General features: G+C 34.1%; 19 protein-coding genes. 11 read left to right on the top strand and 8 right to left on the bottom strand.

Going from position 1 to position 26,390, the window contains the following annotated elements; all coding sequences use genetic code 11:
- Positions 1–1,892: 1,892 nt before the first annotated feature.
- Both ACP7AT_RS08960 and ACP7AT_RS08955 read right to left on the bottom strand, forming a co-directional pair.
- Entirely contained in the window at positions 1,893–2,447 is a 555-nt protein-coding gene (locus ACP7AT_RS08960; protein WP_426063995.1) for a hypothetical protein, read from the bottom strand.
- 47 nt (positions 2,448–2,494) lie between these two features.
- Positions 2,495–2,956 carry a DUF6799 domain-containing protein gene (locus tag ACP7AT_RS08955; RefSeq protein WP_426063994.1) on the bottom strand — a complete coding sequence of 154 codons (462 nt, stop codon included), beginning with the start codon at positions 2,954–2,956 and terminating at the stop codon, positions 2,495–2,497.
- Between the two features lie 1,052 nt (positions 2,957–4,008).
- On the opposite strand from ACP7AT_RS08955, the gene ACP7AT_RS08950 reads away from it, so the two are divergent.
- The 5 genes from ACP7AT_RS08950 to ACP7AT_RS08930 all read left to right on the top strand — a co-directional run bounded on the left by ACP7AT_RS08950 (position 4,009) and on the right by ACP7AT_RS08930 (position 11,194).
- A complete protein-coding gene (locus ACP7AT_RS08950; protein ID WP_426063993.1) occupies positions 4,009–4,401 on the top strand; it encodes a hypothetical protein in 393 nt (130 codons plus the stop codon).
- Between the two features lie 706 nt (positions 4,402–5,107).
- Entirely contained in the window at positions 5,108–5,398 is a 291-nt protein-coding gene (locus ACP7AT_RS08945; RefSeq protein ID WP_426063992.1) for a hypothetical protein, read from the top strand.
- Between the two features lie 512 nt (positions 5,399–5,910).
- Entirely contained in the window at positions 5,911–7,380 is a 1,470-nt protein-coding gene (locus tag ACP7AT_RS08940; RefSeq protein ID WP_426063991.1) for a glycoside hydrolase family 130 protein, read from the top strand.
- A gap of 950 nt (positions 7,381–8,330) precedes the next feature.
- Complete coding sequence (locus tag ACP7AT_RS08935) at positions 8,331–9,860, top strand: S10 family peptidase (RefSeq protein WP_426063990.1); 1,530 nt, start codon at positions 8,331–8,333, stop codon at positions 9,858–9,860.
- Between the two features lie 143 nt (positions 9,861–10,003).
- The gene (locus ACP7AT_RS08930; RefSeq protein WP_426063989.1) at positions 10,004–11,194 is read left to right on the top strand and encodes an NAD(P)/FAD-dependent oxidoreductase; all 1,191 of its coding nucleotides are present in this window, start codon (positions 10,004–10,006) and stop codon (positions 11,192–11,194) included.
- A gap of 255 nt (positions 11,195–11,449) precedes the next feature.
- Here ACP7AT_RS08930 and ACP7AT_RS08925 read toward each other — a convergent pair whose 3' ends face one another.
- The 3 genes from ACP7AT_RS08925 to ACP7AT_RS08915 all read right to left on the bottom strand — a co-directional run bounded on the left by ACP7AT_RS08925 (position 11,450) and on the right by ACP7AT_RS08915 (position 13,537).
- The gene (locus ACP7AT_RS08925) at positions 11,450–11,833 is read right to left on the bottom strand and encodes a DUF3037 domain-containing protein (RefSeq protein ID WP_426063988.1); all 384 of its coding nucleotides are present in this window, start codon (positions 11,831–11,833) and stop codon (positions 11,450–11,452) included.
- Positions 11,811–12,605 carry a HipA family kinase gene (locus ACP7AT_RS08920; RefSeq protein WP_426063987.1) on the bottom strand — a complete coding sequence of 265 codons (795 nt, stop codon included), beginning with the start codon at positions 12,603–12,605 and terminating at the stop codon, positions 11,811–11,813. The genes ACP7AT_RS08925 and ACP7AT_RS08920 overlap by 23 nt, the downstream gene beginning before the upstream one ends.
- A 77-nt stretch (positions 12,606–12,682) precedes the next feature.
- Entirely contained in the window at positions 12,683–13,537 is an 855-nt protein-coding gene (locus ACP7AT_RS08915) for an NAD(P)H-hydrate dehydratase (RefSeq protein ID WP_426063986.1), read from the bottom strand.
- A 301-nt stretch (positions 13,538–13,838) separates the two neighbouring features.
- Between ACP7AT_RS08915 and gcvT the strand changes: the two genes are divergently transcribed.
- The 5 genes from gcvT (at position 13,839) to ACP7AT_RS08890 (ending at position 21,491) form a co-directional block, all read left to right on the top strand.
- On the top strand, positions 13,839–14,921 hold the full coding sequence (gene gcvT, locus ACP7AT_RS08910) for a glycine cleavage system aminomethyltransferase GcvT (protein WP_426063985.1): 1,083 nt from the start codon (positions 13,839–13,841) through the stop codon (positions 14,919–14,921).
- A 6-nt stretch (positions 14,922–14,927) separates the two neighbouring features.
- Entirely contained in the window at positions 14,928–16,970 is a 2,043-nt protein-coding gene (locus tag ACP7AT_RS08905) for a carboxy terminal-processing peptidase (protein WP_426063984.1), read from the top strand.
- 15 nt (positions 16,971–16,985) lie between these two features.
- Positions 16,986–18,020: an LIC11966 family surface protein gene (locus ACP7AT_RS08900; protein WP_426063983.1), complete on the top strand. Its 1,035-nt coding sequence runs from the start codon at positions 16,986–16,988 to the stop codon at positions 18,018–18,020.
- A gap of 61 nt (positions 18,021–18,081) precedes the next feature.
- Positions 18,082–18,795: a YebC/PmpR family DNA-binding transcriptional regulator gene (locus ACP7AT_RS08895; protein ID WP_426063982.1), complete on the top strand. Its 714-nt coding sequence runs from the start codon at positions 18,082–18,084 to the stop codon at positions 18,793–18,795.
- Positions 18,796–19,418: 623 nt separating this feature from the next.
- Positions 19,419–21,491: a hypothetical protein gene (locus ACP7AT_RS08890; protein ID WP_426063981.1), complete on the top strand. Its 2,073-nt coding sequence runs from the start codon at positions 19,419–19,421 to the stop codon at positions 21,489–21,491.
- Between the two features lie 83 nt (positions 21,492–21,574).
- Here the strand turns inward: ACP7AT_RS08890 and ACP7AT_RS08885 are convergent, their stop codons facing one another.
- Both ACP7AT_RS08885 and ACP7AT_RS08880 read right to left on the bottom strand, forming a co-directional pair.
- Positions 21,575–22,615: a PLP-dependent cysteine synthase family protein gene (locus tag ACP7AT_RS08885; protein WP_426063980.1), complete on the bottom strand. Its 1,041-nt coding sequence runs from the start codon at positions 22,613–22,615 to the stop codon at positions 21,575–21,577.
- 70 nt (positions 22,616–22,685) lie between these two features.
- Positions 22,686–24,821 (bottom strand): S9 family peptidase, encoded by a 2,136-nt coding sequence (locus ACP7AT_RS08880; protein ID WP_426063979.1) that lies wholly within the window; start codon positions 24,819–24,821, stop codon positions 22,686–22,688.
- A gap of 70 nt (positions 24,822–24,891) precedes the next feature.
- On the opposite strand from ACP7AT_RS08880, the gene ACP7AT_RS08875 reads away from it, so the two are divergent.
- Positions 24,892–25,212, top strand: coding sequence for a YbaB/EbfC family nucleoid-associated protein (locus ACP7AT_RS08875; RefSeq protein WP_426063978.1), 321 nt, complete (start codon positions 24,892–24,894; stop codon positions 25,210–25,212).
- Positions 25,213–25,278: 66 nt separating this feature from the next.
- Here the strand turns inward: ACP7AT_RS08875 and ACP7AT_RS08870 are convergent, their stop codons facing one another.
- Positions 25,279–26,301, bottom strand: coding sequence for a threonine aldolase family protein (locus ACP7AT_RS08870; protein ID WP_426063977.1), 1,023 nt, complete (start codon positions 26,299–26,301; stop codon positions 25,279–25,281).
- Positions 26,302–26,390 lie beyond the last annotated feature (89 nt).

Below are 26,390 nucleotides of genomic sequence, written 5' to 3'. Positions count from 1 at the left end.
TTAAGTACAAAATCTGTTAATTCTTTTTTGATACGCACTTCGGTATTTTCTATATCAATGGATTTGGAAACAAAAATAAAAGGTATTTGTGGTATTAGTTTCTCTCTTATTTTTTAAAGCCGGAAAACCATCAAAAGTCGGAAAAATACAATTGGAGAGGATGATATCATGCTGGAATATAAAAAGTGCTTTTTTTAGTCTGTTTTTTTATGCATTGTTTCCGCAATATAATTAACACCGCATTTTGTTAATTATTTTTTAATCAGGTATAAATCGTTGGAGCCATGTTTTATCATTAAATTGTTATTTTTCATGTGCGAAATTAATTTTAGAAGTAATTTGGATAAAATAATTCAAAATGTAATTCTTGGCTAAGAATTACTATAAATGCACTACTCTTTCAATTATAACTTTATTAAAATCCTCTCGCTCCTTTTTGTGACAAGTAAAATAATTTCATTTGAAAATTCATAAAAATAACCATCCCCTTTCTATATTTTTCATATGTTCCGCAGATTAATACAATCGGAATAATGGATTAAAAAAAATAGTTACTGTCCAGCAGCATAATGTATTCTCTTAAATTTTTGTTAGAAATAACCTTTATAAAATTTAAGAGAAAAAAATTAGTGAGTCTCCCATTAGCCCGACATAGTTTAATTTCCGACATTAAAATAATTTCTATTTTTTCCAACGATACAATGGCAAAATAGTCATTTAAGTGATCTAAAGAGACTAAAGCGTAACATTCTTGACTTTTTGATTCTAATAACTGCGTTCCATTTCAATCCTTTTGATGACTTTGTAAACGGCTAAAACAATAGCATTAAAATCATTTGTCTATAAAATAAAATCACTTGTATTGTATTTAACTGCTTTTACTGCATAATTTTCTCGTACTAAAATAAACTTTAGTTTTGGAACGCTAAATTCATATTTTTTAAACATTTAAAAAAAAGATCAACTATAAATAGGAAATCGAAGAAAATGACATCCAGTTTTTTCTCTTTTACGAAGCTATAAAATTGATTGTGGAAAGCGCATCACCGATTGATTTTATAGTCAGTAAGTTCTACTATTCAATTTTTTTTAAAATTTAAAGAGTGTCTTTTTCATGAGTTATCTTTATGGCATTAATTTGCGTCATGAGTTTCAAAATAGTAATTAATCGATTCCAATACAAAATGAAATAAATAACATCAATTCAAACAAGATATATAATAAAAATGAATTAATAGAGAAGACAATTACTATGTTTTTTCATAATTAGAAGTAATAATTGTGCAGAAGATTAGTATTATTGACAGAAACACCACTATTTGTATATTTATTGAAAATGTTTAAACTTTGTATTAGAATGGAAAATAAAGCGAATTTAATACCAAAGTTATTCTACTTATTTTCACCAGGAGTAAAATACCCAGAAAGTATTTAAAACAGTTTTATTTTTACTTGTGCTTTATTAATATAATACTTGGCGTCCATCGTTATAAGGATAGTCTTTGATTTTTCCTCGAATAAATAAGTCTGGTCATCCCCAAATTTTAACATTAGAACTTGTTATTGAAGATTTTGATGTGTTGTATAAACTCTGAACTGGTTTAAATTTCAGCCCTTTTTAAGACGTAAAATAACTTTGTTATCGAAAAGGTCTTGTTGATATAAGAACAAAATTTATCGAATTATTTTTAAAATAATTACATGGAATAGTTTCAGCAGTTAGTTTGTAACTATTACGATGACTCAGGAAATCAACATCGATTTTTGTTTTATCAGTCAAACTATGATTGATATCATCATCATTTGTCGTAAAAATTCATCTCGAAACGTTTCTCCCGTAAAATAAAAAAAGGTTGACATCTAAAAATGCCAACCCTTGTAAACCTGTTGTACTACCGGTAGATTTCTTCTCCCTTGTTTTCGCGCCATGAATTTTCAATGTGATTCGCATCGTCATCGTTTCTCGGATTAACACCCATCACAATTCGCCCATCTTTTACCCCGGATTCATATATTTTTGCTCGTTCTTCCGGAATTCCAGAACCCACTAAGGCTCCTATTACTCCGCCTGCGATACCACCTGCCCCAGCCCCAGCAAGACCTGCAGCTAAAGGACCAGCTACTAGCAAACCAAGACCCGGTATGACCAAACTCGTCCCTAATGCCGCAACAACACCTACAATTGCACCTACAGTTCCCCCAATTGCAGAACCTTTTCCTGCACCTTCAGCTGCTTTTGTACCTATTTCTGTTTCTTCCACATCTGAGAAATGTTTTTTACGGGTTTCGTCTGACATTATTAGATTTATATCATCCTTGCTATACCCTCTTTCATGAAGGGAGTTGTAGGCATTCTCGGCGCTTTCACGATCAGCAAACATTCCTGTTAGCATTTTTTTTTCCGATTTAGTCTGTTCTGGCTGGTTTTGATTTCCTTCCGTTTCCATTGTTGCTTTATTTAAGATTAGAATTATTAATTACTTTGTTACGCTGATTATTTCAAACTATCTTTTTTAATTTTTTCATTTTGCATCAAATACATATCTTTCTTTTTGTTGTTATTAGGTTCCTTAACAGTGGTTTTTTTAGTAATACCTTTTTTTGTTTGAGGATTTCTGAGATTACCAGCCATATTCATATGTTGGCCTTCTTTCATCATCATCTTTGTACCGTCCTTTTTCATAATGGTCCCGTTGGACATCACTTTCGTCCCGTTACTCATTGACATTTCGTGATCCATTAAGGTCATTTTTCCATTTTTGACCATCATCAACTTCCCATTTTTCATCATTACGCCATCGGGAAAAGTCTTATTAGCTGTTTGATAATTCCCTTCTCTGGTCATTTGATTTTTTCCATTATTAATTTGCTGCATTTTTTTGTTCGTTGAATCTGTTTGGGCGAACAAACACATTGAAAAGCAAAGTGCCGCACTTACAAAAATTACTTTTTTCATTTTAATTGATTTTAAAAGATTAATATAAAAATTACTTTGAATAAGATTAAAAAATAACATCGTGGTACATCTCATTTTTTTAGATACACAGTCGAAAAACAACTTAGCTGAAATGTAATTTCTCTTTCAATATGGTTTCATAATTATCACGCAACAGCATTTTAAAATATTTTACCACTATAAAGATAAAACACAAATAACTCATTTACAAGTATTTAAAATAAATTTAAGATTAATAATAAAATTTTGTAACTGTTAATTTTATTTAAATAATGCGTCAAATCGATGAAGTAATAATTAAACAGGGAGCCGCTCCACTAAAATTAATCTGCCGCAATTTCCTGTCAATAATCGCATTAATTTAAAACCTTCCTTTATTATTTAACTGGAATATACACGCTAAACTGCTCTACAAATCGTTTACAAGATATTGGAGCGCTTACTGACAGAGCTTAGAAAAATTAAATTAATTTATCCGATCTCTAAAAAATCTCAATTTTATAAGATTTCCAGAATGGGACTCTGGAATTTGGATTAACTTGAGAATTTTTAAATTAATTAGTCGGATCTTTCTTCTACAGATGAAAACGTTATTTCTTATTATACTTTCTTTCCCACCAATGACAATAAATTATTTAAATTTCCAGAAGTATTCTTTATTATTATGTTCTTCTATTTGATTTAATTTTTTTCGTCCAAAAACCTAATCTCAAGTTTGTATCTGAGAAAGTTTAGTTTTTAAAATTCAACATTGTGTTAAAATAAAAAAAATACTAATCACTCATTATTAAGTAATTATATTATTTTTTTTCAATTATAAACATTATATGTGATTAAAAATATTTAACTTTAGTAGCATTTATTTGACGTATGTGCAATCTAAAAAAAATGATTAAATATATAAATCTGATCCAAAAAGGTAACAATTAACGCAAATTAAATTTCAAAAATCCATAAAGCGCCTTTGGATTACGGATAATATTACAAAAAGAGGGCTTATTGCCAACGCTGATGCAAAAGATCTTGCATAACTTATAACGCACAAAAACAGCATGCTGGCTATACTTTACCGTGATTTAAGAAGACATCTTGCGGGAATTGTAGGAACGAAGGAGTATCTGAAGTCAAATTTTGAGAAAATGGACATTTCTACGGTAAAGGAAATGCTCAGTCTGATTTACGAATCCTCAATAAAGGAATTACATTTGTTAGACTATCTGGTGGAATGGGTTAGAGTAAAATATGCGGTTGACGTATTTTCTCCCTCAAAAATTGAGTTGGTACAATATGTGGATAAAGTTTTTGAAATATTAAAGAAAAACGCTCTTCTAAACACAATTACTCTTCGTCACAAAATTCAAGAAAATAACTGTGTTTTTGTCGATGGAAAAATGTTGCTCTCGATACTTCAAAACATTGTTTCAAATGCTATCAAATATTCATAACCTAATGGAAAAATTACCATTACAACCGTTAGAGAATGTGATAAAATTATTGTGGAAATCTGGAATTTTGAAATTGGCATGTTTAAAGAACAACAAAAAAATATTTTTACCCCACAAATGGATTTTTTTTAAAAGAAAGAACAAAAAATAAAGGTCAAGGTATCGGATTATTATTGGTAAAAGATCTTTTACAAAAAAACGGTAGTAAAATATGGGTCGAAAGCATGCAGAGTGTCGCCTCCTCTTTCAATTTTACAGTACCTATTTATAACTATTATGACGACGAAATATGAATTTTTTTATTGGGTAAATTGCGTGAAGAAATATTAAGGCATTGACGACTTCAAATCTTAATCAATGAAAAACAATGATTTAAGTTTCCTGAAAAGTATGAAGAAATCTTAAATAAAATATTACGCAGACCATTTACCTGAACATATTTTTTTTAAAACCGAATCTTTTTAAAAAGTAAAAAAATGAAATGTAGCGGAATTTATCAGGACTTTTATATAAAAAGGGAAGGGGAATTTGTAAGTCGTAAAATTGATACAGCAGATTTTTGTGAAAAATACATAAAACCAGCTCGTCCTAAAGTTGGGACTGGTCACAAGGAGATCTTCAAAATCTAAAAAATATTCCTGCTATTGAAGAGGCCAGAGCTAAGGACTTGAATGACTGAAAAAAAACTTTCGTAAATTTATTAACTATGAATAATGCGAAGGCAATCCAGGCTTATTTAAATCCGAAAAGCAAACAGGAAACATTTAATATGCAAGAATTTGAATTTGCAGTCAAAGTGGAACTTGAATGCGGAAAATTAAAAGCGGCTAAAGTAACTGACAATTATCCATTTCTAATCATGATGATTGCTCCCTCACATAGTTCAGAGAGCCTCATTTACTGCAAACGAATACAAGTAACTAAAGCAGAAAGTAAAATTCATGAAATTATTCCCAATCTGGGGAAATTAAACAAAGAAAAAGAAATACGCATTTAGAATTGACAAATATGGAGACAGAATTAAATGACTTTAAAAGAGAACTTATTAAACGTCTGGAACAAATGGAAAATATTCCATTACTGAAAAAAATTCAGGATTAAAATGGAAGGAGCCGGTAGGAGCGGTTTCGAAAAATGCTGGATTCGATTCCCTTTTTAAAATACATCAATTTATTAAAAACAGCTTGGAGAGAGGATAAAAGCTTACGTTATATTGTTCCTTAGAACACGAAAAAATTAACATAAAACAGATAAAACGTTTCGATTGAATTCGAACAAAATAAATTTTAATACTATTTTCTATTTTACATCAATTTAAAAGCACAATACAAGCTAACGATTGATAAAATAAACATTCCATATGAACCTTAAATTGCTAAGGGGATGAAGACATCAGCACAATTATCGATGGTTTTTATACATTGGTGCTAACGCCTTTTATAATACTCAGACGACTTTTCATCACTTGATAAAAAACGTACTTATTTAATTAAATTTAAAAATAAATCTATGAGAGTTCCTGTCATACGAAAAAATGTAAAATTTATTCCTGATTGCAGTAGGGTTGTTGCCCGCTATTTTATGAATGGCGATGAACGGACCCAAAAAATGGTGAGTCACATCATGACATTAAATGAAAAACAAGTCAGAGAGACCTTGGAACACACTCTTCGGGATTTTGCCCGACGTCATAGGAATATTTCAAATACATTTTATAAGCATTGCGAAAAAATCAGAGGGATAATTGAAGGGATGCAAATCAATTATGATAGCCTTTCAGCGGAACGAAAATTGCTCATCGGTTCCTACTGTACAATGGAGTATGCCATAGAATCAGCAGCCTTTTTCAACCCTTCTATTGTGGAAGATTTTGATCAGTCAAATCTTGAAAAGGGAGAAAAACGAGTCATCATTTCTTTCCGTGCCACGGGGGAAGGTCATATCTCATCAATCGTTTTTAGAAGGGGAATTCTCGATAAAAATAACGATCTCCAAATGGTAAAAATTGGCGACAACATCGATAAAGCTGAAATTATTCACAAATCATTATATAACAAAAAACGATTTATACAGAAATTGACAGAAATGCATACTCAGGACAAATATTCAACTTGTATTATGCAAGACTTACCAGATGAATTTGGATATTATGCTTTAAAAAATATTGTAAATCAAGCCTTGAGCGATCAAACAATAAGCCTTGATAGGAGAACCGCGCTGGAAGAAGTGATCTGGTTAGCAGATTCGTTTTATGATTTGCATTTCAAACATGATTCTGACATCACCGAACGTGTTATATTTCCAATATCAGATTCTGAAAGCCGCGGTATTGAAGATGCCCGTTTTGTTCGCTTTGTGGATGATGATAAATCCGAAAAAGTTATTGCTACATACACCGCTTATAATGGTCATGTAATTCTTCCGAAACTGATTTCTACTGAAGACTTTTATACGTTCCGGGTAATGCCTTTACATGGAGCTGGTGCTCAAAATAAAAACCTCGCAGTATTTCCTAGAAAAATTAAGGGCAAGTATGCTATGCTATCTAGAGTTGATGGCGTCAACAATTACCTTATGTATTCCGATAGAGCTACCCAATGGGATAATCCCGTCATCATCCAAGAACCGCGTTATCCATGGGAATATACACAAATTGGAAATTGTGGATCGCCACTTTGGACTGATGAAGGCTGGCTAGTGATTACGCACGGTGTAGGTGCCATGAGACGATATTGCATAGGTGCTTCGCTGTTTGATCTTGATGATCCTTCGAAGGAAATTGGAAGGCTTAGTGAGCCCCTACTCTCACCGCTTGAGGATGAACGGGAAGGCTATGTACCTAATGTAGTGTATTCATGTGGTTCAATTATTCACAACAACAGCCTTATCTTACCTTATGCAGTCTCAGACTATATGTCTACTTACGGTGTAGTCGATTTGGTGGAATTAATCGACGCTTTGAAGAAAAGTAAATTATAACATAATAAGTAATCTGGTTAGATTTGATATTGTAGCGTTAAAATTATTGTACTAATTGTTTTCCGTTGGATGTAATTATTTTTCTTCAATAATTACATCCAACGGGTTAATAATAATAATAATAATAATAATAATCTAAATACTGCCAATAGAATGGTGTATGCAATTTAGTAAGGCATTTTTTGACGGCTTGTTCCTTCGGCGAAAGTAATCATTATATCTAAAAAAAATTTGCCTGGTTGATTATTCCAAATATGTTTAATTTTGTCCGATCACACTTTAGTTCCGTTGTTTACAGACAATTTGTCGCCTTCAGTTTCCCAACTAACAGGAGCGCTCTCAACAGTAATTTGTCGTTAAGCAATAATCGTTAAACCTACAATGGTTTCAGCACCTGTGGTTATTGCATCAATCGCTTCAAAGATAAAAACATCTCCTTTCTTCAATTTGGAAGAACTGATATTCTTAATTTCACCATTGGCTAAAACTGTTTTGCCAAAGTTTATTCACTTATTTTGCTTAAACTACAGGCTTACAATTTTACTCTTGCCTCGGCAACATCCCAGCGCTTTCAAAGAATCGCTTCGGAAAAAGTATTCAAAGTATTAGAAAATCTATTTCTTCAGAATCGTACTAATTCAGTTAAATCTCAACAATAGACGTGAAGTTAGTAAATATAATACGCGAATAAGACCAGCTGTGTTTATAAATCAGAAGGATACACTATAAAATCTCTTAACATAATGACATTAAATCACAGAACCCAAAGCTGCAGATATGTAAATGGGAAATGAAATTTTTATGCTTTGGGGTTACGCCTAAAAAGTGTTTCACGCTTCGGAAATTACAATTCTGCTTCCGACTTTTGCCACTCTATTAAAAAACAATATATTAGTGCTGTCAAAATTGTTTTAAAAAAATAGTATTGAACACCCCTAACCAATCTACTTATGAAAAAAACAGTACTATCCTTGCTCCTAGTTGGATTTTTTACGGCTTTACATGCCCAGCCACCGAAAACAGCCGCCACACCTACCGTTCCAAAAGAAGAAAATTCAGCAGCAAATCTAATTTTTAATCCAGACTCCCAAGTGGTGACGGAACATACTACGACTATTAAAGGTCAAAAAGTGGTCTACAAAGCTACAACTGGCACGATGCCAGTTTGGGACGAAGACGGAAAAGCAATTGCCGGTTTATTTTACACGTATTACGAACGCTCTGATGTAAAAGATCGTGCCGCCCGTCCGTTGGTTATTTCGTTTAATGGCGGTCCTGGTTCGGCCTCGGTTTGGATGCAGATTGCGTATACCGGCCCCAGTTTAATCAATATTGATGATGAAGGCTATCCGTTACAGCCTTATGGAATCAAGGAAAACCCGTATTCGATTTTGGATGTTGCCGATATTGTTTTTGTAAATCCGGTCAATACGGCGTATTCAAGAGCTACGAGTAAGGAAATACCAACTACTAAATTCTTTGGTGTAAATGCCGATATTAAATACCTCGCTGATTGGATTAATGGTTTTGTATCCCGAACCAATCGTTGGGCTTCTCCAAAATATTTGATTGGCGAAAGTTATGGTACTACCCGCGTTTCCGGACTTGCTCTAGAGTTGCAAAACAGTGAATGGATGTATCTGAACGGCGTTATTTTAGTATCGCCTACTGAATTGGGAATCGCTCGCGGAGTCGCTTCTGAAGCCGCACTGAAACTGCCTTATTTTGCCGCTACGGCTTGGTATCACAAAATGCTGCCTTCTGATTTACAGAACAAAGATTTAACTGATATGTTGCCGGAAGTGGAAGATTTTACCATAAATGAGTTGCTTCCCGCAATGAGTAAAGGAGGCGCATTAGACGACCAAACAAGAAAAGAAATGGCCGTAAAAATTGCGCGCTATTCCGGACTTTCGGAAAAAGTGGTGATGCAAAATAATTTAGACGTGCCGTATGATTATTTCTGGAAAGAATTGTTGCGCGATCAAGGATTTACAGTAGGAAGATTAGATTCCCGCTACAAAGGAATTGACCGCAAAGCGGCTGGTACCGCACCTGATTTTAATGCGGAACTTACCTCTTGGCTGCACTCCTTTACTCCTGCCATCAATATGTATTTGCGCAATAATTTGAAATACAAAACAGATTTTAAATACAATATGTTTGGTTCTGTCAGACCTTGGGATGATTCCAATGATAAAACCGGAGAAAACCTGCGTCAAGCCATGGCACAAAATCCATATTTGCATGTTATGGTTCAGTCCGGTTATTATGACGGAGCTTGTGATTATTTCAATTCAAAATACAACATGTGGCAAATGGATCCAAGCGGAAGACTAAAAGATCGAATGTCCTGGAAAGGCTATAGAAGCGGGCACATGATGTATTTAAGAAAAGTTGATTTAGAAACCGCCAATGAAGATATCAGACAATTTATAAAACAGTCCTTACCAAAAGTCGGAGAATCAGCGAAATATTAAGTTTACTGTATTTATTTTACATTTAGAATTAAAAGGCTGTTCATTATGAATTTGAACAGTCTTTTTTTGTGCTATGCCAAAAAGCAACTAATATAAAAATCGATATCAAGTTTAATCCGTAAAACAAAACCTATTTTTGCAGGGTGAAGAAAACCGTTTCAATTATTGGAGGAGGACCCGCAGCACTTATACTTGCTGCTTTACTTGATTGTCAGAAATTCAACGTTACCATCTATGAAAAAAATAAAACACTAGGAAGAAAATTTCTGGTGGCGGGCAAAGGAGGATTTAACCTCACCCACTCGGAACCCATTGCAGAATTAATTGCGCGCTACACGCCACCTCATTTTCTGGAAAAAGCACTCCTTGATTTTGACAACGACGACTTTAGAAAGTGGATTGGTACAATCGGTATTCCAACATACATTGGCAGTAGCAAGCGGGTATATCCTGAAAGTGGCATCAAACCAATAACTGTACTCAACGCAATTTTGGACGTTTTGGATAAGCAAGGTGTTACTATTCAATTTCAACACACTTGGACGGGTTGGACAAGCAATGATGCTGTTGTTTTCAATTCAGATACAGCAATAAAATCCGACTATACCATTTTTGCGATGGGCGGCGGGAGTTGGAAAGTCACCGGTTCTGATGGTACTTGGCTTGAGTTATTTGAAAGGGAAAATATTCCTGTCATTCCTTTTCAATCTTCGAATTGTGCGTATCGTGTGGACTGGTCGGAAGATTTTATTTTAGAACATGAAGGCAGTCCACTCAAAAATATTGCGATTAGCTGTTTGAACAAAAAGCAAAAAGGGGAAGCGGTTATTACCCGTTTTGGTTTAGAAGGCAATGCCATTTATTCGCTTAGTCCACAAATTCGAAAAGAACTGCAAAGCCAACAAAAGGCGATTGTTTTCTTGGATATGAAGCCAACTTTGAGTTCTGATGATTTACTTCAAAAAATTAAAAAATCAACTTTCAAAAAGACGAGCGAAACACTGCAAAAAGAAATTAAATTGAGTCCTGCTCAGATTGGGCTTTTGAAAAAATACCTTTCGAAAGAAACCTACCTAAATCCGGAACTATTGGCTCAAAATATAAAAAATTTAAGTATCGAAATAACTGAGTCTGCGCTATTGAACGATGCAATATCTACAACAGGCGGTATCCAACTGAATGCTGTGGACGAAAATTTTCAACTAAAAGATAAAAAAAGTAATTATTGCATTGGTGAAATGCTCGACTGGGATGCACCTACCGGCGGCTATCTCTTGCAAGCTTGTTTTAGTATGGGGATGCATCTTGCGCTTCATCTGAACAGTCTACCTTAAATTTTTTATACTATTGTCGTAGACTCATTCCTAGTAAATCACGCATCAACGTTTTTAAAAAATTAGCCACAGATTCACAGATTAAAAATAGATTTTTGGTAAAAAAAAATTGAAATTATCCAATTTAAAATCAGTGAATCCGTGGCAAAAAATGGTTAATACGTTTTGCGGACAGTCATACCCTCTCTATTCTATTGTTGATAGCAAAAAAGTATTTTAATTATGAATTGACTTTCCAACAGTTTTAAAATTTATTTACAACACCATTTCTTCAAACAAGCGTTGTGTTGTTTGTTCCAAATCATGACACAAACCCGGATGTGGCCTTGAGGTTTGAATGGCTGAACTGCGGAGCGCGGTCAACCAACGAAAACGCGATGGAATATCAAACTGCCCTATGGGTCCACCTGATTTTTCGCCATGTGCCACTTTTGCAAATGCCTGTACATTTAAATGTAATTGTTCTACATCCAAATCATCTGCAAAAAGCTGGAGTTTCGCTTCATTTACCGAATACAGCACCTTGATAAATTTTGCTTTTTTACAAAAAAGAATAATACCTACATTGAGGAATTCTTCGCGTTCTACCCTTGGCACAACCCGGATTACGGCATACTCATATAAGTGTTGCTCTTGCATTTTGTGCTTCGTTTATAAAAATTTCGGAATGGTTTAAACGTGTGGATAAAAACTGAAAATAGACTTCCCTTATCGCTTCAGGAGTTTCATCGGTATCTTCCCAATTCAGCCATACTCCCGGAATCAGATTTACAATACTTTGCAATACATTGTCACTTAATATTTTTTTGAATATTGTATCCGTTTCTGGCAACAAAGAAGCCTGAGGTAATAAAACATGGTCTTTTATTAGTGCAAAAGGACTTTGCGCATGCTTTTCCCAATTGGTCCACGAATGATGAAAATAAAGACTGGCACCGTGATCGATCAGCCATAATTCTTTGTGCCAAATCAACATATTGGTGTTTCTAAACGTTCTGTCCACATTTGTAATAAAAGCATCCAACCAAACAATTTGAGAAGCTAGTTTTGGGTCAACCAACGTGACAACAGGATCAAAATTTATGGCTCCCGATAAATAATGTAACGCCAGATTAAGGCCTTGACTTCCCTGAAGTAAGTCCTGAATTTCTTCATCGGCTTCACTGCGTCCAAAAGCTTCGTCGAGATTGGCATAAACCAATTCCGGCACTTTCAGGTTTAAAACACGGGCAATTTCTCCACCGATTAATTCGGCAATCAAAGCTTTTACGCCGTGTCCGGCACCTTTGAATTTCAGTACATATTTAAAATCATCATCGGCTTCCGCGAGCGCAGGCAAAGAACCGCCTTCGCGCAACGGAGTGATGTATCGCGTAACATTTACGGTTCTAAGATGGGGTATATTTTCCATAATCGAATTGGACAAAGCTATTTTGCTTGGATACAAACTTACAAATAAGTGGGATAAAATTCATTTATGAGCGCTATTTACTCCATTTTTTTCAAACTCAAAAAAGCTTTTCCAATATTTGCAATCACATCTGAAGCGATAAACGATTGATAACCCGTTTCGGGTAAAGCAATATCAGCGGTTAATCCATGAAGGTAAACGCCAAGAATAGCGGCGTCTATCGGTTCATAGGATTGTGCCAATAAACTGGTAATCATTCCAGTCAAAACATCACCCGTTCCGGCGGTAGCGAGAGCAGCATTTCCGGTGGTATTTTCATAAACAGTTTCACCATCTATTATTCGGGTTGGGGCACCTTTCATTACGATAATAACTTGGTGTTGTTTTGAAAAAGATATTGCTTTACTCATTTTCTCCTCTTCGGAATGCCATTTTCCAATCAATCTTTCCAGTTCTTTGGGGTGTGGCGTGATAACGGTTTTGGGCTGTAGTAAATCTAGTAATTTTTTGTTTTTGGAAATTATATTCAATCCATCAGCGTCTATAACCAAAGGAGTTCTATTTGTTTTCAAAAATTGATACAGCGCATTTTGGGTTTCAATGGCCTGACCTAACCCAGGACCAATTCCTATGGCTTGCGGGGTAAAGTCGAAAGTGATATTAGAAATCATTTCCTCCTGAATATCCGTCAGAACCATCACTTCCGGGATTGAGATTTGTAAAATATCATACCCACATTTTGGAATGAAAACGGTGACTAATCCGCAACCGGTTTTCAAGCACGCTTTCGAGGATAAACTCACTGCTCCCATTTTGCCGTAACTTCCGCCAATGATCAATGCGTGTCCCTGAATTCCTTTATGGGTCTGTTTGTCTGGCTGTTTGTAGCGTTTCAGGATTTCTTCATGGTCAATGTAACTGGGATTCGTCATGGAAATTTGTTTGTTTAAAATTACGAATTTAATAGGAAACAAATTCGTTAATTGAACCGAAATTCCATAGCCCTGATAGCAGCGGCATCCTTTATTCACATCTTCCAGCCTTTTGAAGGCTGGAAGATGTGAATAAAGATAGAGCGAATAGCAGGAATCAGCTCCTAAAAATACTTATTATAAATCCTACAGTAAAGATTGTTCCAAAAACGTTTGAAACTTTAAACTTTGCTTGAATCTGTCTTTGTCACCCGAAATAAAATCAATAAATTAGCGACTTCAAACTTTATAGAAAAACACAATGAAAAATACTGCGCTTACGCACATACACGAGACTTTGGGAGCGAAAATGCTTCCTTTTGCCGGATACAACATGCCCATTTTATATGAAGGAGTGAATGCCGAACATGAAACGGTGCGCAATGCCGTGGGTGTTTTTGACGTTTCTCACATGGGTGAATTCCTGATTACTGGGCCAAATGCATTGGCTTTAATTCAAAAAGTGACTTCAAATGACGCTTCGACTTTGACTATTGGAAAAGCGCAATATTCTTGTTTGCCAAATAATGATGGTGGAATTGTAGATGATTTGCTTGTTTATAAAATGAAAGATGAACAATATTTACTAGTCGTAAACGCATCGAATATTGACAAGGATTGGGATTGGATTTCGGCTCATAATGATTTGGGTGTGGAGATGAAAAACCTTTCGGATGATTATTCATTATTGGCAATTCAAGGGCCAAAAGCGGTTGAAGCAATGCAATCGTTGACCTCAAAAGATTTATCAGCGATTCCATATTACCATTTTGAAGTGGGTGATTTTGCCGGTATAGAAAACGTAATCATTTCGGCAACAGGATATACTGGTTCTGGCGGTTTTGAGATTTATTGCAAAAATTCAGAAGTAGAACAAATTTGGAATAAAGTTTTTGAGGCGGGTGCGGCTTTTGGCATCAAACCAATTGGTCTCGCGGCCCGTGATACGTTGCGACTTGAAATGGGTTTCTGTTTGTATGGAAATGATATCAACGACACGACTTCTCCATTGGAAGCTGGTTTGGGATGGATTACAAAGTTTACAAAAGAATTCACCAATTCAGAAAATCTAAAAAAACAAAAAGAAGCAGGAGTTTCTAAAAAACTGGTTGCCTTTGAAATGCAGGAACGTGCGGTGCCAAGACACGATTACGAAATTGTAGATGCATCAGGAAATGTAATCGGAATAGTAACTTCGGGAACGATGTCACCTTCAATGAATAAGGGAATAGGAATGGGTTATGTAACTATAGAAAACAGTGCCTTGGACAGCGATATATTTATTAGAATTCGTAAAAATGACGTATTAGCTAAAGTGGTAAAATTACCTTTTTACAAGAAATAAAAATAAATGAAGAAACTTTCACTTACATTTTTGCTGACTACATTTTCACTTTTTGGTCAAAATGACGCAAAAACCTGTGAAACACTTTCTAAAATAAATGCGTTATTACAACGCGAACATTACCAACCAAAACCGGTAGACGACAGTTTATCGGTTTTTGTTTTTGATGGTTTCTTGGATGCTTTGGATTCGAATCGAAACTTATTCACCAAGATTGAATACAAAAAACTATGCGAACACAGATTACAACTGGACAATTACATTTTGCAAAATAATTGTTCTTTTATGAATGATTTTGTTGCTGTCTACACCTTGGCGTTAAACAGAAAAAAGAAAGTTTTAGAGAAAATACAAAAGGATTCTTTTGACTATACTTCAAACGATTCTGTAAAATTTTCGAAGAAAAAATTTCCTTTTGATTTAGTTGCCACTGATTTAGAACGTGTTTGGAAAAAAAGAATCCGCTATGATATTCTGGAAGATATTTCTAAATCAAGCACTAATTTAGATTCTTTGAATCAAAATTTCTCAGTTATTGAAAAAACAACCAAAACAAAACTATTTGACGCTAATTTGTGTCAGGTAAACAGTATTTTGGAAACCAAAGACCGAATCGCAAGTGATCTGCAAAACACTTTTATGAATCTCTTTTGCACTTATTTTGACCCGCACTCTAATTATTTTTCGTTGGCCGCAAAATCCAGTTTCATGTCGGGTTTGTCTACCAGCTCTCTTTCGCTAGGATTGAACGTTGGCTTTAATGACAAAGAAGAAATCATCGTACAGGAAATTGTTCCGGGCGGACCAGCTGCGAAAACCAATAAATTTGACAAAGACGATATTATTGTGAAGGTTTCCAATGCAAAAGGAACAACTTACACAGTTTCATGCTCTTCTATTGAAAAAATTGGAGAATTGATTTTTTCAGATTCCAATATTGACATAGAATTAACCATTCAGAAAAAAAATGGCGCTATTGTTACCGTATTTCTTCGAAAACAAGTAATGAAAGCAACTGATAATGCCGTTTACAGCTACATCGCCGAAAAAGAATCGAAAATTGGCTACATCAATATCCCAAGTTTTTATTCGAATTTTGATGGAAACACCGTTCAAGGTTGTGCCGATGATGTTGCGAAAGAAATTGTAAAACTGCAAAAAGACAACATAAAAGGTTTAGTAATTGATCTTCAGAATAATGGTGGTGGCTCTATCCAAGAAGCGATTAAATTAGCCGGAATGTTTATAGATGTCGGTCCTTTATCCGTTTTGGTAGACAGTAAGGACCAACAGACAATACTAAAAGATTACAATCGTGGCAGCGTTTACAGTGGCCCTTTAGTGCTATTAATGAATGGGAACTCTGCCTCAGCAAGTGAATTTTTTGCGGCGGCGATACAAGATTACAACCGCGGAATCATCATCGGAAGCACCTCATTAGGTAAGGCAAGCATGCAGGCAATAGTACCACTGGATAAAAATAATCAAGAAGAATTTGTGAAAGTAACGATTGAAAAATTTTATAGAATTACCGGTGACAGCAATCAGATAAAAGGAATAATACCAGATATTATGCTCCCCGTTTTATTTGACAGTGTAATTCCTCGTGAAGGCAGTTATAAAACAGCTCTGAAAAACGATGTTATTAGTACAAAAGCTAGATTTAGTCCTTTGCCAAAAACCTATTTCCCGCAACTAACAGCATTAAGTCATACGAGAGTAAAAGAAAATATCCGTTTTAATGAAATCAATTTGGCTAACGAACAGATTAATGCACTTTATAACAATCTTAAAAAGCCAACCCGATTAGTTCTCAAAGATGTATTTGATGAGGTGCATAAAATTGACTCCCTTTGGGAAAAGGTAAAAAAAATAATTGACAGTGAAAGTAATTTTACGCTTTCGAATACCACTTATGATGTAGAGAAATTAAAATTTGATACTTTTCAGCAAGATAGTAATACGTACAAAATTAAGAATTTAAAAAACAGTCCGTATTTAGAGGAAGCAATTGCAATACTTAATGATTATAATATTTTAACCAAATAAACCAACCCACAAAACATGAAATCAATCTTTACTTTGCTCTTATTTTTGCTAACTGTAACCATTACAAATGCTCAGGAATTCAAAACTCCAGTTGATTATTTGAATTATATCAGCAAGGAAACTGATATAATTTCCCGAACTACATGGAAATACACTTCGGCTGTGGCACACAGCAAGAACGCCCGAAAAATTGATGTTACTCGAAAAACATTGGTAAAAAGCATACAAACCGCGGCTAAAAAAATAGAAGCTTTGAAAGAAGGTTATAAAGGTGATGTGGAATATAAAAACCAGCTTTTGGCTTATCTAGCAATTTCTGAAAAGCAAATTAATCAGGAATATGACAAAATAATAAACATGCAGGAGGTTGCTGAACAATCGTATGACTTTATGGAAGCTTTTATTATGGCAAGAGATTTAGTCAATGCTAAAATCAATGAAGAAGTCGATAAATTGAATGCCAACCAAAAAATATTTGCCAATAAATATGGGATTCAAATTGGGGAAGATAAAAGTGAATTGGGCAAAAAAATGAAAATATCCAACGAAGTTTTCGAAAATCACACACAATTATATCTGATCTTTTTTAAAGTAAATTTTACAGAATCGGTATTGATGAAAGCGATTGCTGAAAATAATTTGAACGCGATTCAACAAAATAGCAATGCACTAGAACAATATTCGAATGAAGGTTTGGATAAACTAAAGACATTTAAAGCCTACAAAAATGACGTAATGCTTGTAAATGCTACTAAAAAAGTATTGGAATTCAGTAAAAAAGAAGCGTTAGAATTCGCACCTGGTGTTGTTGCTTTTATGATGCTGAACCAAAAATTTCAGGAAAGCAAAAAAATAATGGACGATAAAAAAGCCAGCATTAGATCAAAAGCAGAAATTGATAATTTCAATGCGTTGGTAAATACTCTTAACAAAGAGGTAGGAACGTATAATAAACTCAATACAAAGTTCAACACAGAACGCTCCCTCGCTATCAATAACTGGAACACAACTGGAACAAATTTTATTTCAAAACACGTTCCAATTGATTAACAAAAATATTTGAAAAAATAACTAATAACTGTATTTTTGCAGTTCAAAATAAGAAATAGAAATGGGAAGAGCGTTTGAGTTTAGAAAAGGAAGAAAAATGAAACGTTGGTCAGCAATGGCCAAAGCATTTACCAGAATTGGAAAAGATATTGTAATGGCCGTAAAAGAAGGCGGACCAAATCCTGATGCCAACTCCAGATTAAGAGCCGTCATCCAGAACTCGAAGGCCGTGAACATGCCTAAAGAAAATGTGGAACGCGCCATTAAAAAAGCAACTGATAAAGATACAGCCAATTATAAAGAAGTTTTATTTGAAGGATATGCACCTCATGGAATTGCAATTTTGGTTGAAACTGCCACGGATAATAACAACAGAACGGTGGCTAATGTCAGGAGTTATTTTAATAAATGCAATGGTACAATGGGAACTCAAGGTTCCGTTGAATTCATGTTTGACCACACCTGTAATTTTAGAATTCCAGCAAACGGAATTGATCCTGAAGAACTGGAGTTAGAATTAATCGATTTTGGTGCTGAGGAAGTTTTTGAAGATGAAGACGGCATATTGATTTATGCGCCTTTTGGAAGCTTTGGAACCATCCAAAAAGAATTAGAAAACAGAGGACTGGAAATTCTCTCTTCCGGATTTGAAAGAATACCCCAAATCATGAAGAAAGTAACAGAATCTGAAATGGCTGATATCGAAAAGCTGATTGAAAAACTGGAAGAAGATGATGACGTGATGAACGTGTATCATACAATGGAAGAAGCTTAGACTTCATTTAAATTATATTTAAAACTCTAGCTTTAGCTGGAGTTTTTTTGTTTCACAATTATAAATTAAGAATTAAGCCTTTTTTATTTCTTTTTTTAATTATCCTCTGCTTCGTGACTGCTGCGTCATTTTTTAAAATCGGCCTAAAGCATATTTTAAACATAAAGTAGATAGTTACTTATAATTATGTGTTTGCCTTCTTGCCTGTCCCTTTCTATCAAGTTTTCTCATAATAAATTAATTTATATCGATACAATTTTTTAATAAGCTTTTACCTCTAAATTATTATATCAATACAGTTTAAATAACGGACTAAGATGAAAGATAGAAAATTTAGCAAAAGAGTATTTTTTAGTATCTTTTTTACTGCTAACAAGTTTCTTATATTTGGTAACTTTTACTAAATGTAAAGCCTTAAAAACAAGCGATACATAAAACTATTGGGAGCACAATTATTTTACAAACTAAATTTCCTTATTTGAGACAAAAAATACTTAAGAAAAATTTAGTTTTTGTGACGATTTTTTACAAAATTTAGTCCGTAATTAAATACGTTTTGTTAATTAGCTAAATATTCCTAATACAGAATGTCGTTCCAAGGAACGTATAAAATTATAATACATATGACAAACAACATCCTGATTGAAAATCAATATAAAAGAACAAGTTTATTTGAAAAAGAAAATGTAAACTATTTAGTTCGCGTTTTAAAAAGATTTAATACCGTACCAAAGATAAATAATATCAATATTATCACCTCAACTAGTGAGCCTACTATTTTCAAAATTGTACCCAACAAATCAATTATAATTGGTTCATCCTTTTTGAGTAAACCCATTTTAGCTTTAGTCTATTTAAGATATGGAATCGAATGGCAGCTATGGTACAAAGCTTTGAATACCGAAAAACAAGATGTAGTTTTATGCGATATTGCAGCTCTTGAAGTAACTCGAATATTTTATAATTTACTACCTAAAGATGATAAAGAAAAATTAGAAAATCTTGATTATGTTCTAATTAATTTAATTAAAAATGATATCGATTTAAATACTGAATCTTCATTAATAAACGAAGAACTCCAATCATTTCATGGTTTAAAAAATTCGAACACTGAACTTAAAGAATCTTGGAAAGCTATTGTCGAAAATCTTGCAAAACCTACAGAATACATGTTGATGTCTGGAGGAGATCTTCGTTTGAATATCGATGAAATTCATTTGCTAAACAAATACGGATGTCGTCCGTTCCCAAGACCTGATGCATTTACTTTTGCTTCATCTACGGCGTCTAGCGTTTCTAATTTTGCTTTTGATAAAACAGATAAAGTGAGAAGTATATTAATTAGAAATAGCTTGAAAAATGGTTTTAAAAATACTACTATCGAGTTTTCTGAATTACTAAAAAATAACCTTAGAAAAATATTCAGATTAAATGAGGAATGTGAAATAATTTTTTCACCATCAGGTACTGATTCTTCACTTCAAATAGCAGCTATAACGCAAATTATTTCCAATAAAGAAATCACACATATTTTAGTGGCCTCTGATGAAACTGGTAGCGGTGTAGCTGCGGCTTTAAAGGGATGTCATTTTGAAAATACTACTGCTTTAAATTATCCAATTGAAAAAGATGCAAAAATTGAAGGTTTTAGAGATGTTGATTTAGTACAAATCCCTTTTAGAGATCAAAATGGCGCATTAAAAACTTCCGCTCAATTAGATAAGGAAGTATTCGATGCCGTTATTAGGACCAAAAATCAAGGCAGGCATATAGTATTACATACTATGGACCAATCAAAATTAGGGTATCAATCTCCTAGTGACGAATTTATAAAAAAATTAAATAGACTTGAAAACTTATCAATTCAAATAATTGTTGATGGATCACAGTTGAGATTAGATCCAAAAGACATACAAAATTATTTAAATAAAGGTTATATTGTTACCATAACGGGGAGTAAATTCTTCACTGGCCCTCCATACTGCGGTGCATTAATTTTACCTCAAAGTGTCAATAAATTAATTCAATCTGTAAAAAACACATTACCAAAAGGCTTAAACAAATATTACAACAGTTCTGATTGGCCGACTTCATGGTTTTGTTCCAATGAATTATCTGACGGATATAACTATGGTTCTTATATGCGCTGGAATGCTGCCGTTGTTGAAATGGACAGGTATTACAAAACACCTATATTATATCGCAATATGGGTATTGAGATGTTTTGCAATTTTGTTGATGACTCCATAAAAGAGGCCACATTTTTAATGCCTATTTATAGTGATGAAACAAAAACAAAGAGCTTTAGCAGTAAAGAATTTGGAATAAGAAACATCCGTACAATTTTTCCTTTCTTTATTTTTAAAAACAATGAGGTCTTAACTGTTGATAAAGTAAAAAAATTGTACACTTTATTAAATTCTGATTTATCCGATCAGTTTGAAGGTTCTTCATTAGAAATTATTCGACTTGCTGCCCAAAAATGTCATATTGGTCAAGCAGTTAATGTCAAATATACTACTGAAATTGAAAGTGCTATTTTAAGAATTAGTTTGGGCGCAAGAGTTATTTCTGAAAGTTGGGTCAGTAGAGATATCAGTCTTTTTTTTAGAAATATAGAATTACAAATGAGTCAGATCACAATCACTATTAAAAAAATTGAATTGATACTTAATAATTCTCAATTATTGGATTAAAGTAAAAAGTATCCCTCTTTATGTTCAATGAAAAAGTCCCATTCGCAAAAGCAAGTGGGACTTTTTAATTTATAATTTTCAACTTATTTTATCATTTCAATTTTTTGAACTTCTTCTTCGTTGATGCTATCAAAGAAACCTTGTTCATTCATCCAATCATCGCTAAATACTTTACTCATGTAACGAGAACCATGATCAGGGAAAATTGCGATTACATTACTATTTTCGTCAAATTCACCCTCTTCAGCATATTGTCTTATTGCTTGCATCACTGCTCCTGATGTATACCCTACAAATAAACCTTCTTTTCTGGTAATTTCTCTCGCAGCATGAGCGCTTTCCTCATCCGTTACTTTCATAAACTTATCAATAATATCAAAATCCGTTGCGGACGGAATTAAATTTTTACCCAAGCCTTCAATACGGTACGGATAAATTTCATCATTATCGAATTCTCTTGTTTCGTGATATTTTTTTAATACTGATCCAAAAGCATCCACGCCAAGAATTCTAATATTTGGATTTTGTTCTTTTAAGTATTTTGCAGTACCAGAAATGGTTCCACCTGTTCCACTACAGGCAATTAAGTGCGTAATTGCACCATTAGTTTGTTTCCAAATTTCCGGACCGGTAGATTTATAATGCGCATCGACATTCAACTCATTAAAATATTGATTGATGTAAATCGAGCCTTTCGTTTCTTCGTGCAAACGTTTGGCTACATTATAATAAGAACGTTCATCATCAGCAGATACGTGCGCAGGACAAACATACACTTTAGCGCCTAAGCTTCGAAGCATGTCTATTTTGTCTTTAGATGATTTAGAACTAACCGCAAGAATGCAGTTGTATCCTTTTATAATACTGACCATTGCTAAACTAAAACCCGTATTACCGGAAGTTGTTTCAATTATCGTATCGCCAGGAGATAAAACACCTCTCTTTTCAGCTTCTTCAATTATGTATAATGCTATTCTATCTTTTGAGGAATGTCCTGGATTAAAAGCTTCTACTTTCGCGTAAAAATTTCCTTTTAAATCTTTAGTAACTTCATTTAGCTTAATAAGTGGAGTGTTACCTATTAATTCTAAAACATTATTACAAGCAGTTATTTCTTTTTTCATAAAAAAATAGTTAGTCGTACCAATTTGTAATCAGACCACGAAAGTTACAAATTTAACAAAAAAAATCTAATTAGTTTTTAATTCCTTCTAAATCTAATAAAAAACTATATTCCTTAGCTAATTCCTTTAGGGCTTCAAATCGACCGGAAGCACCACCATGACCCGCATCCATGTTAGTGTTTAGGTACAAAACAGTATCATTTGTTTTTAGAGTTCGTAGTTTAGCAACCCACTTTGCAGGTTCCCAATACTGTACTTGTGAGTCGTGAAGTCCGGTGGAAACAAACATATTAGGATACTTTTGAGCTTTTACGTTATCATAAGGCGAATACGATAGCATGTAATCATATGATTTTTTCTCGTTTGGATTTCCCCACTCATCATATTCTCCAGTTGTAAGCGGAATAGTGTCATCAAGCATCGTGGTTATTACATCCACAAAAGGCACTTGAGCAATCACTCCTTTGTACAATTCCGGAGCCATATTGACTACTGCTCCCATCAACAACCCCCCTGCTGAACCGCCTTCAGCATATAAATGCTTTGGTGAAGTGAACTTTTCCTGAATTAAAAACTTGGAACAATCGATAAAATCAGTGAATGTATTTTTCTTTTTCAATAATTTTCCGTCTTCATACCATTGTCTTCCTAAATCTTCGCCACCGCGAATGTGTGCTATTGCAAAAACAAAACCACGGTCCAAAATAGACAGACGTGTTGATGAAAAGTACGTATCCATCGTAACTCCGTAAGAGCCATACGCATAAAGCAAGACGGGATTATTTCCGTCTTTTTTTAATCCTTTTTTGTACACAATTGAAATTGGCACTTTGGTTCCATCAGTTGCAGTAGCCCAAACACGTTCTTCGATGTAATTATTTTTATCAAATTTTCCGCCAAGAACCTGTTGCTCTTTCATGATTTCTTTCTCTTTGGTTCCCATATTAAAATCAATAATCGAAGATGGTGTAGCCAATGATTGATAGCTGTAACGCAAAATATCAGTGTCAAAATCAACATTTGTAGTCGTGTATGCATTGTAGGTTTCACTGCCAAAAGGCAAATAATACTCCCCTTCCCCACTCCAGGGCATGATGCGAATGTGATTCAAACCATTGGAACGTTCCTCGACAACTAAATAGTTCCTGAAAATTTCAATATCTTCTAATAAAACGTCTGTTCGGTGCGAAATTACATCTTTCCAATTTTCTTTTGCAGTACTGTTTTCAGGAGTTTTCATCAACTTAAAGTTAGTCGCTTTATCCTTATTGGTCAAGATATAAAAAGAATCTCCGAAATGAGAAATACTGTATTCCAATCCGCGAACTCTTGGTTGAAAAACCACAAATTCTCCATCCGGATCATCTGAATTTAAAATTCTGTACTCGGTTGTTAATGTACTTCCGGAACCTATAACAATGTATTTTTTTGATTTTTCCTTTCCCACTGAAACGTTAAACGTATCGTCTTTTTCATTGAAAACCAATACATCAGCAGCTGAATCTGTCGCTAGCTTATGTTTGAACACTTTATCAGAGCGCAACGTTACTTTGTCTTGTCGGGTGTAAAAAATCGTTTTATTATCATTTGCCCAAACGGAACTTCCGGTAGCATTTTCAATCTTATCCGAAAAAATTTCTCCTGTTTCCAAGTTTTTGATCTGTATCGTGTAAATACGTCTTCCTACGGTATCAATTCCAAAACTCGCAAATTTATTATCCGGACTCACACTTAAACCTCCCAATTGAAAGTAGGTTTGTCCTTTGGCCAAGTCATTACAATTGAATAAAATTTCCTCATTTGCGGCAAGACTTCCTTTTTTTCTGGAGTAGATAGGATAATCTTTTCCAGTTTCAAAACGGGTAATGTAATAATAGCCATTGTACAAATAAGGAACTGATTGGTCGTCTTCCTTGATGCGGGCTTTCATCTCTTTGTATAATTCTTTTTGAAAACCCTTCGTATCCGCAGTCATGGCGTCATAATAGGTATTTTCTTGATTCAAATAATCAATGACATCCGGATTTTCTCTATCGTTCAGCCAGAAATAATTGTCAACACGTTTTTCGTTGTGTTTTTCTAAAGTTTTTGGAATTATTTTAGCTACTGGAGTAGAAATATTTTTTAACATTTGTTGTGCTTTAATTTTAGTAATTGATGGTGCAAAAATAACACAAAGACAACTTAGGATGAGTTTATTTTTCATGAATATTTTATTGATTATGACTATGCAATATAGTAATTTTGTAAATCAAATTAATTTAAAAAATTAAAACATGGATTTAATGGGAATGATGGGAAAACTAAAAGAAACCCAACAAAAAATAGAAGACACAAAAAAACGCTTGGATACGGTTCTTATTGACGAACAAAGTACTGATGGCTTATTGAAAATAACGCTGACAGCGAACAGAACTATAAAATCAATCACTATTGACGACTCATTGTTAGAAGATAAAGAACAGTTAGAGGATTACATGATCTTAGTAATGAATAAAGCGATTGAAAAAGCGACTAAAACCAATGAGGCAGAACTTGATGCTGTTGCAAAAATGGATATGCCAATGATTCCGGGTATGGATAATTTGTTCAAGTAATTATGAGTTATGAATTATGAGTTTTGACAATTTGAGAAACTCATAATTCATAACTTATAACTTTTTTTAAACCAGTTTTTGCAGCGTTTCCAAAACATACGTGTGCATAACTTCCTTATAATCAAGATGTGTAACGATTCTCAGTTTTCCATGACCCATGGAACTAATTAAAATATTTTTTTGTTTCAACAATTCAATTAAATTCTTTTCGATACAATTTGGAACCAACGAGAAAATCAAAATATTAGTTTCCACCGGTTCAACTGATGCAACCCAACTTACCTTTTTCAAAACTTCTCCAATTTCTTTCGCTCTTCGGTGATCTTCAGCAAGGCGCTCTACATTATTATCTAAAGCGTATATTCCCGCTGCCGCCAAATAGCCTACCTGACGCATTCCGCCACCTAAAATCTTTCGGATGCGTAACGCTCTGTGAATCGTCGCTTTATCACCCAACAATACGGAACCAATTGGTGCTCCCAAACCTTTTGACAAACAAACAGAAATAGTATCAAATAATTTCCCAAATGCTTTTGGGTCTTGATTTTTGGCTATCAAAGCATTCCAGATTCGGGCGCCATCAAGGTGAAATTTTAAATTATTGGCATCACAAACCGCCTTTATTTCTTGTAAATCTTCCAATTCGTAACAAGCGCCACCGCCTTTATTAGTTGTATTTTCGACACAAACTAAACTTGTTAATGGACTGTGGTAAAATTCCGGATCATTGATAGCTCCAGCCACTTGTTCTGCAGTTATCATACCTCGATTTCCGTCTAATAAGCAACAAGAAACACCGCTGTTGAACGAAACACCACCACCTTCATAATGATAAACGTGCGCATATTTGTCGGCAATCAATTGTTCTCCAGGCTGTGTATGCAATTTTATTGCCGTTTGGTTCGCCATCGTCCCCGAAGGAAAAAAAAGTCCTGCTTCCATTCCAAACATTTCAGCAACTTTGGCTTCAAGTTCAATAACGGTAGGATCTTGTTTGTAAACATCATCACCTACCTCAGCATTTAGCATGTGTACCAACATTTCGCGTGAAGGTTTTGTGATCGTATCGCTAACTAAATTTATTTCCATATTATTTTTTATTGTTGATAAGGAGAAGTCACGACTTGTCCCTGCGTAAATTTTTTTTACTTTTGTGCCACAAATTTACACAATACCGT

Origin of the sequence: Flavobacterium sp. DSP2-3-1 (assembly GCF_049896865.1) — a bacterium.
GTDB lineage: Bacteria > Bacteroidota > Bacteroidia > Flavobacteriales > Flavobacteriaceae > Flavobacterium.
The sequence above is the reverse complement of the archived record's forward strand: the minus strand, read 5'-3'. Positions and strand labels throughout refer to the sequence as shown.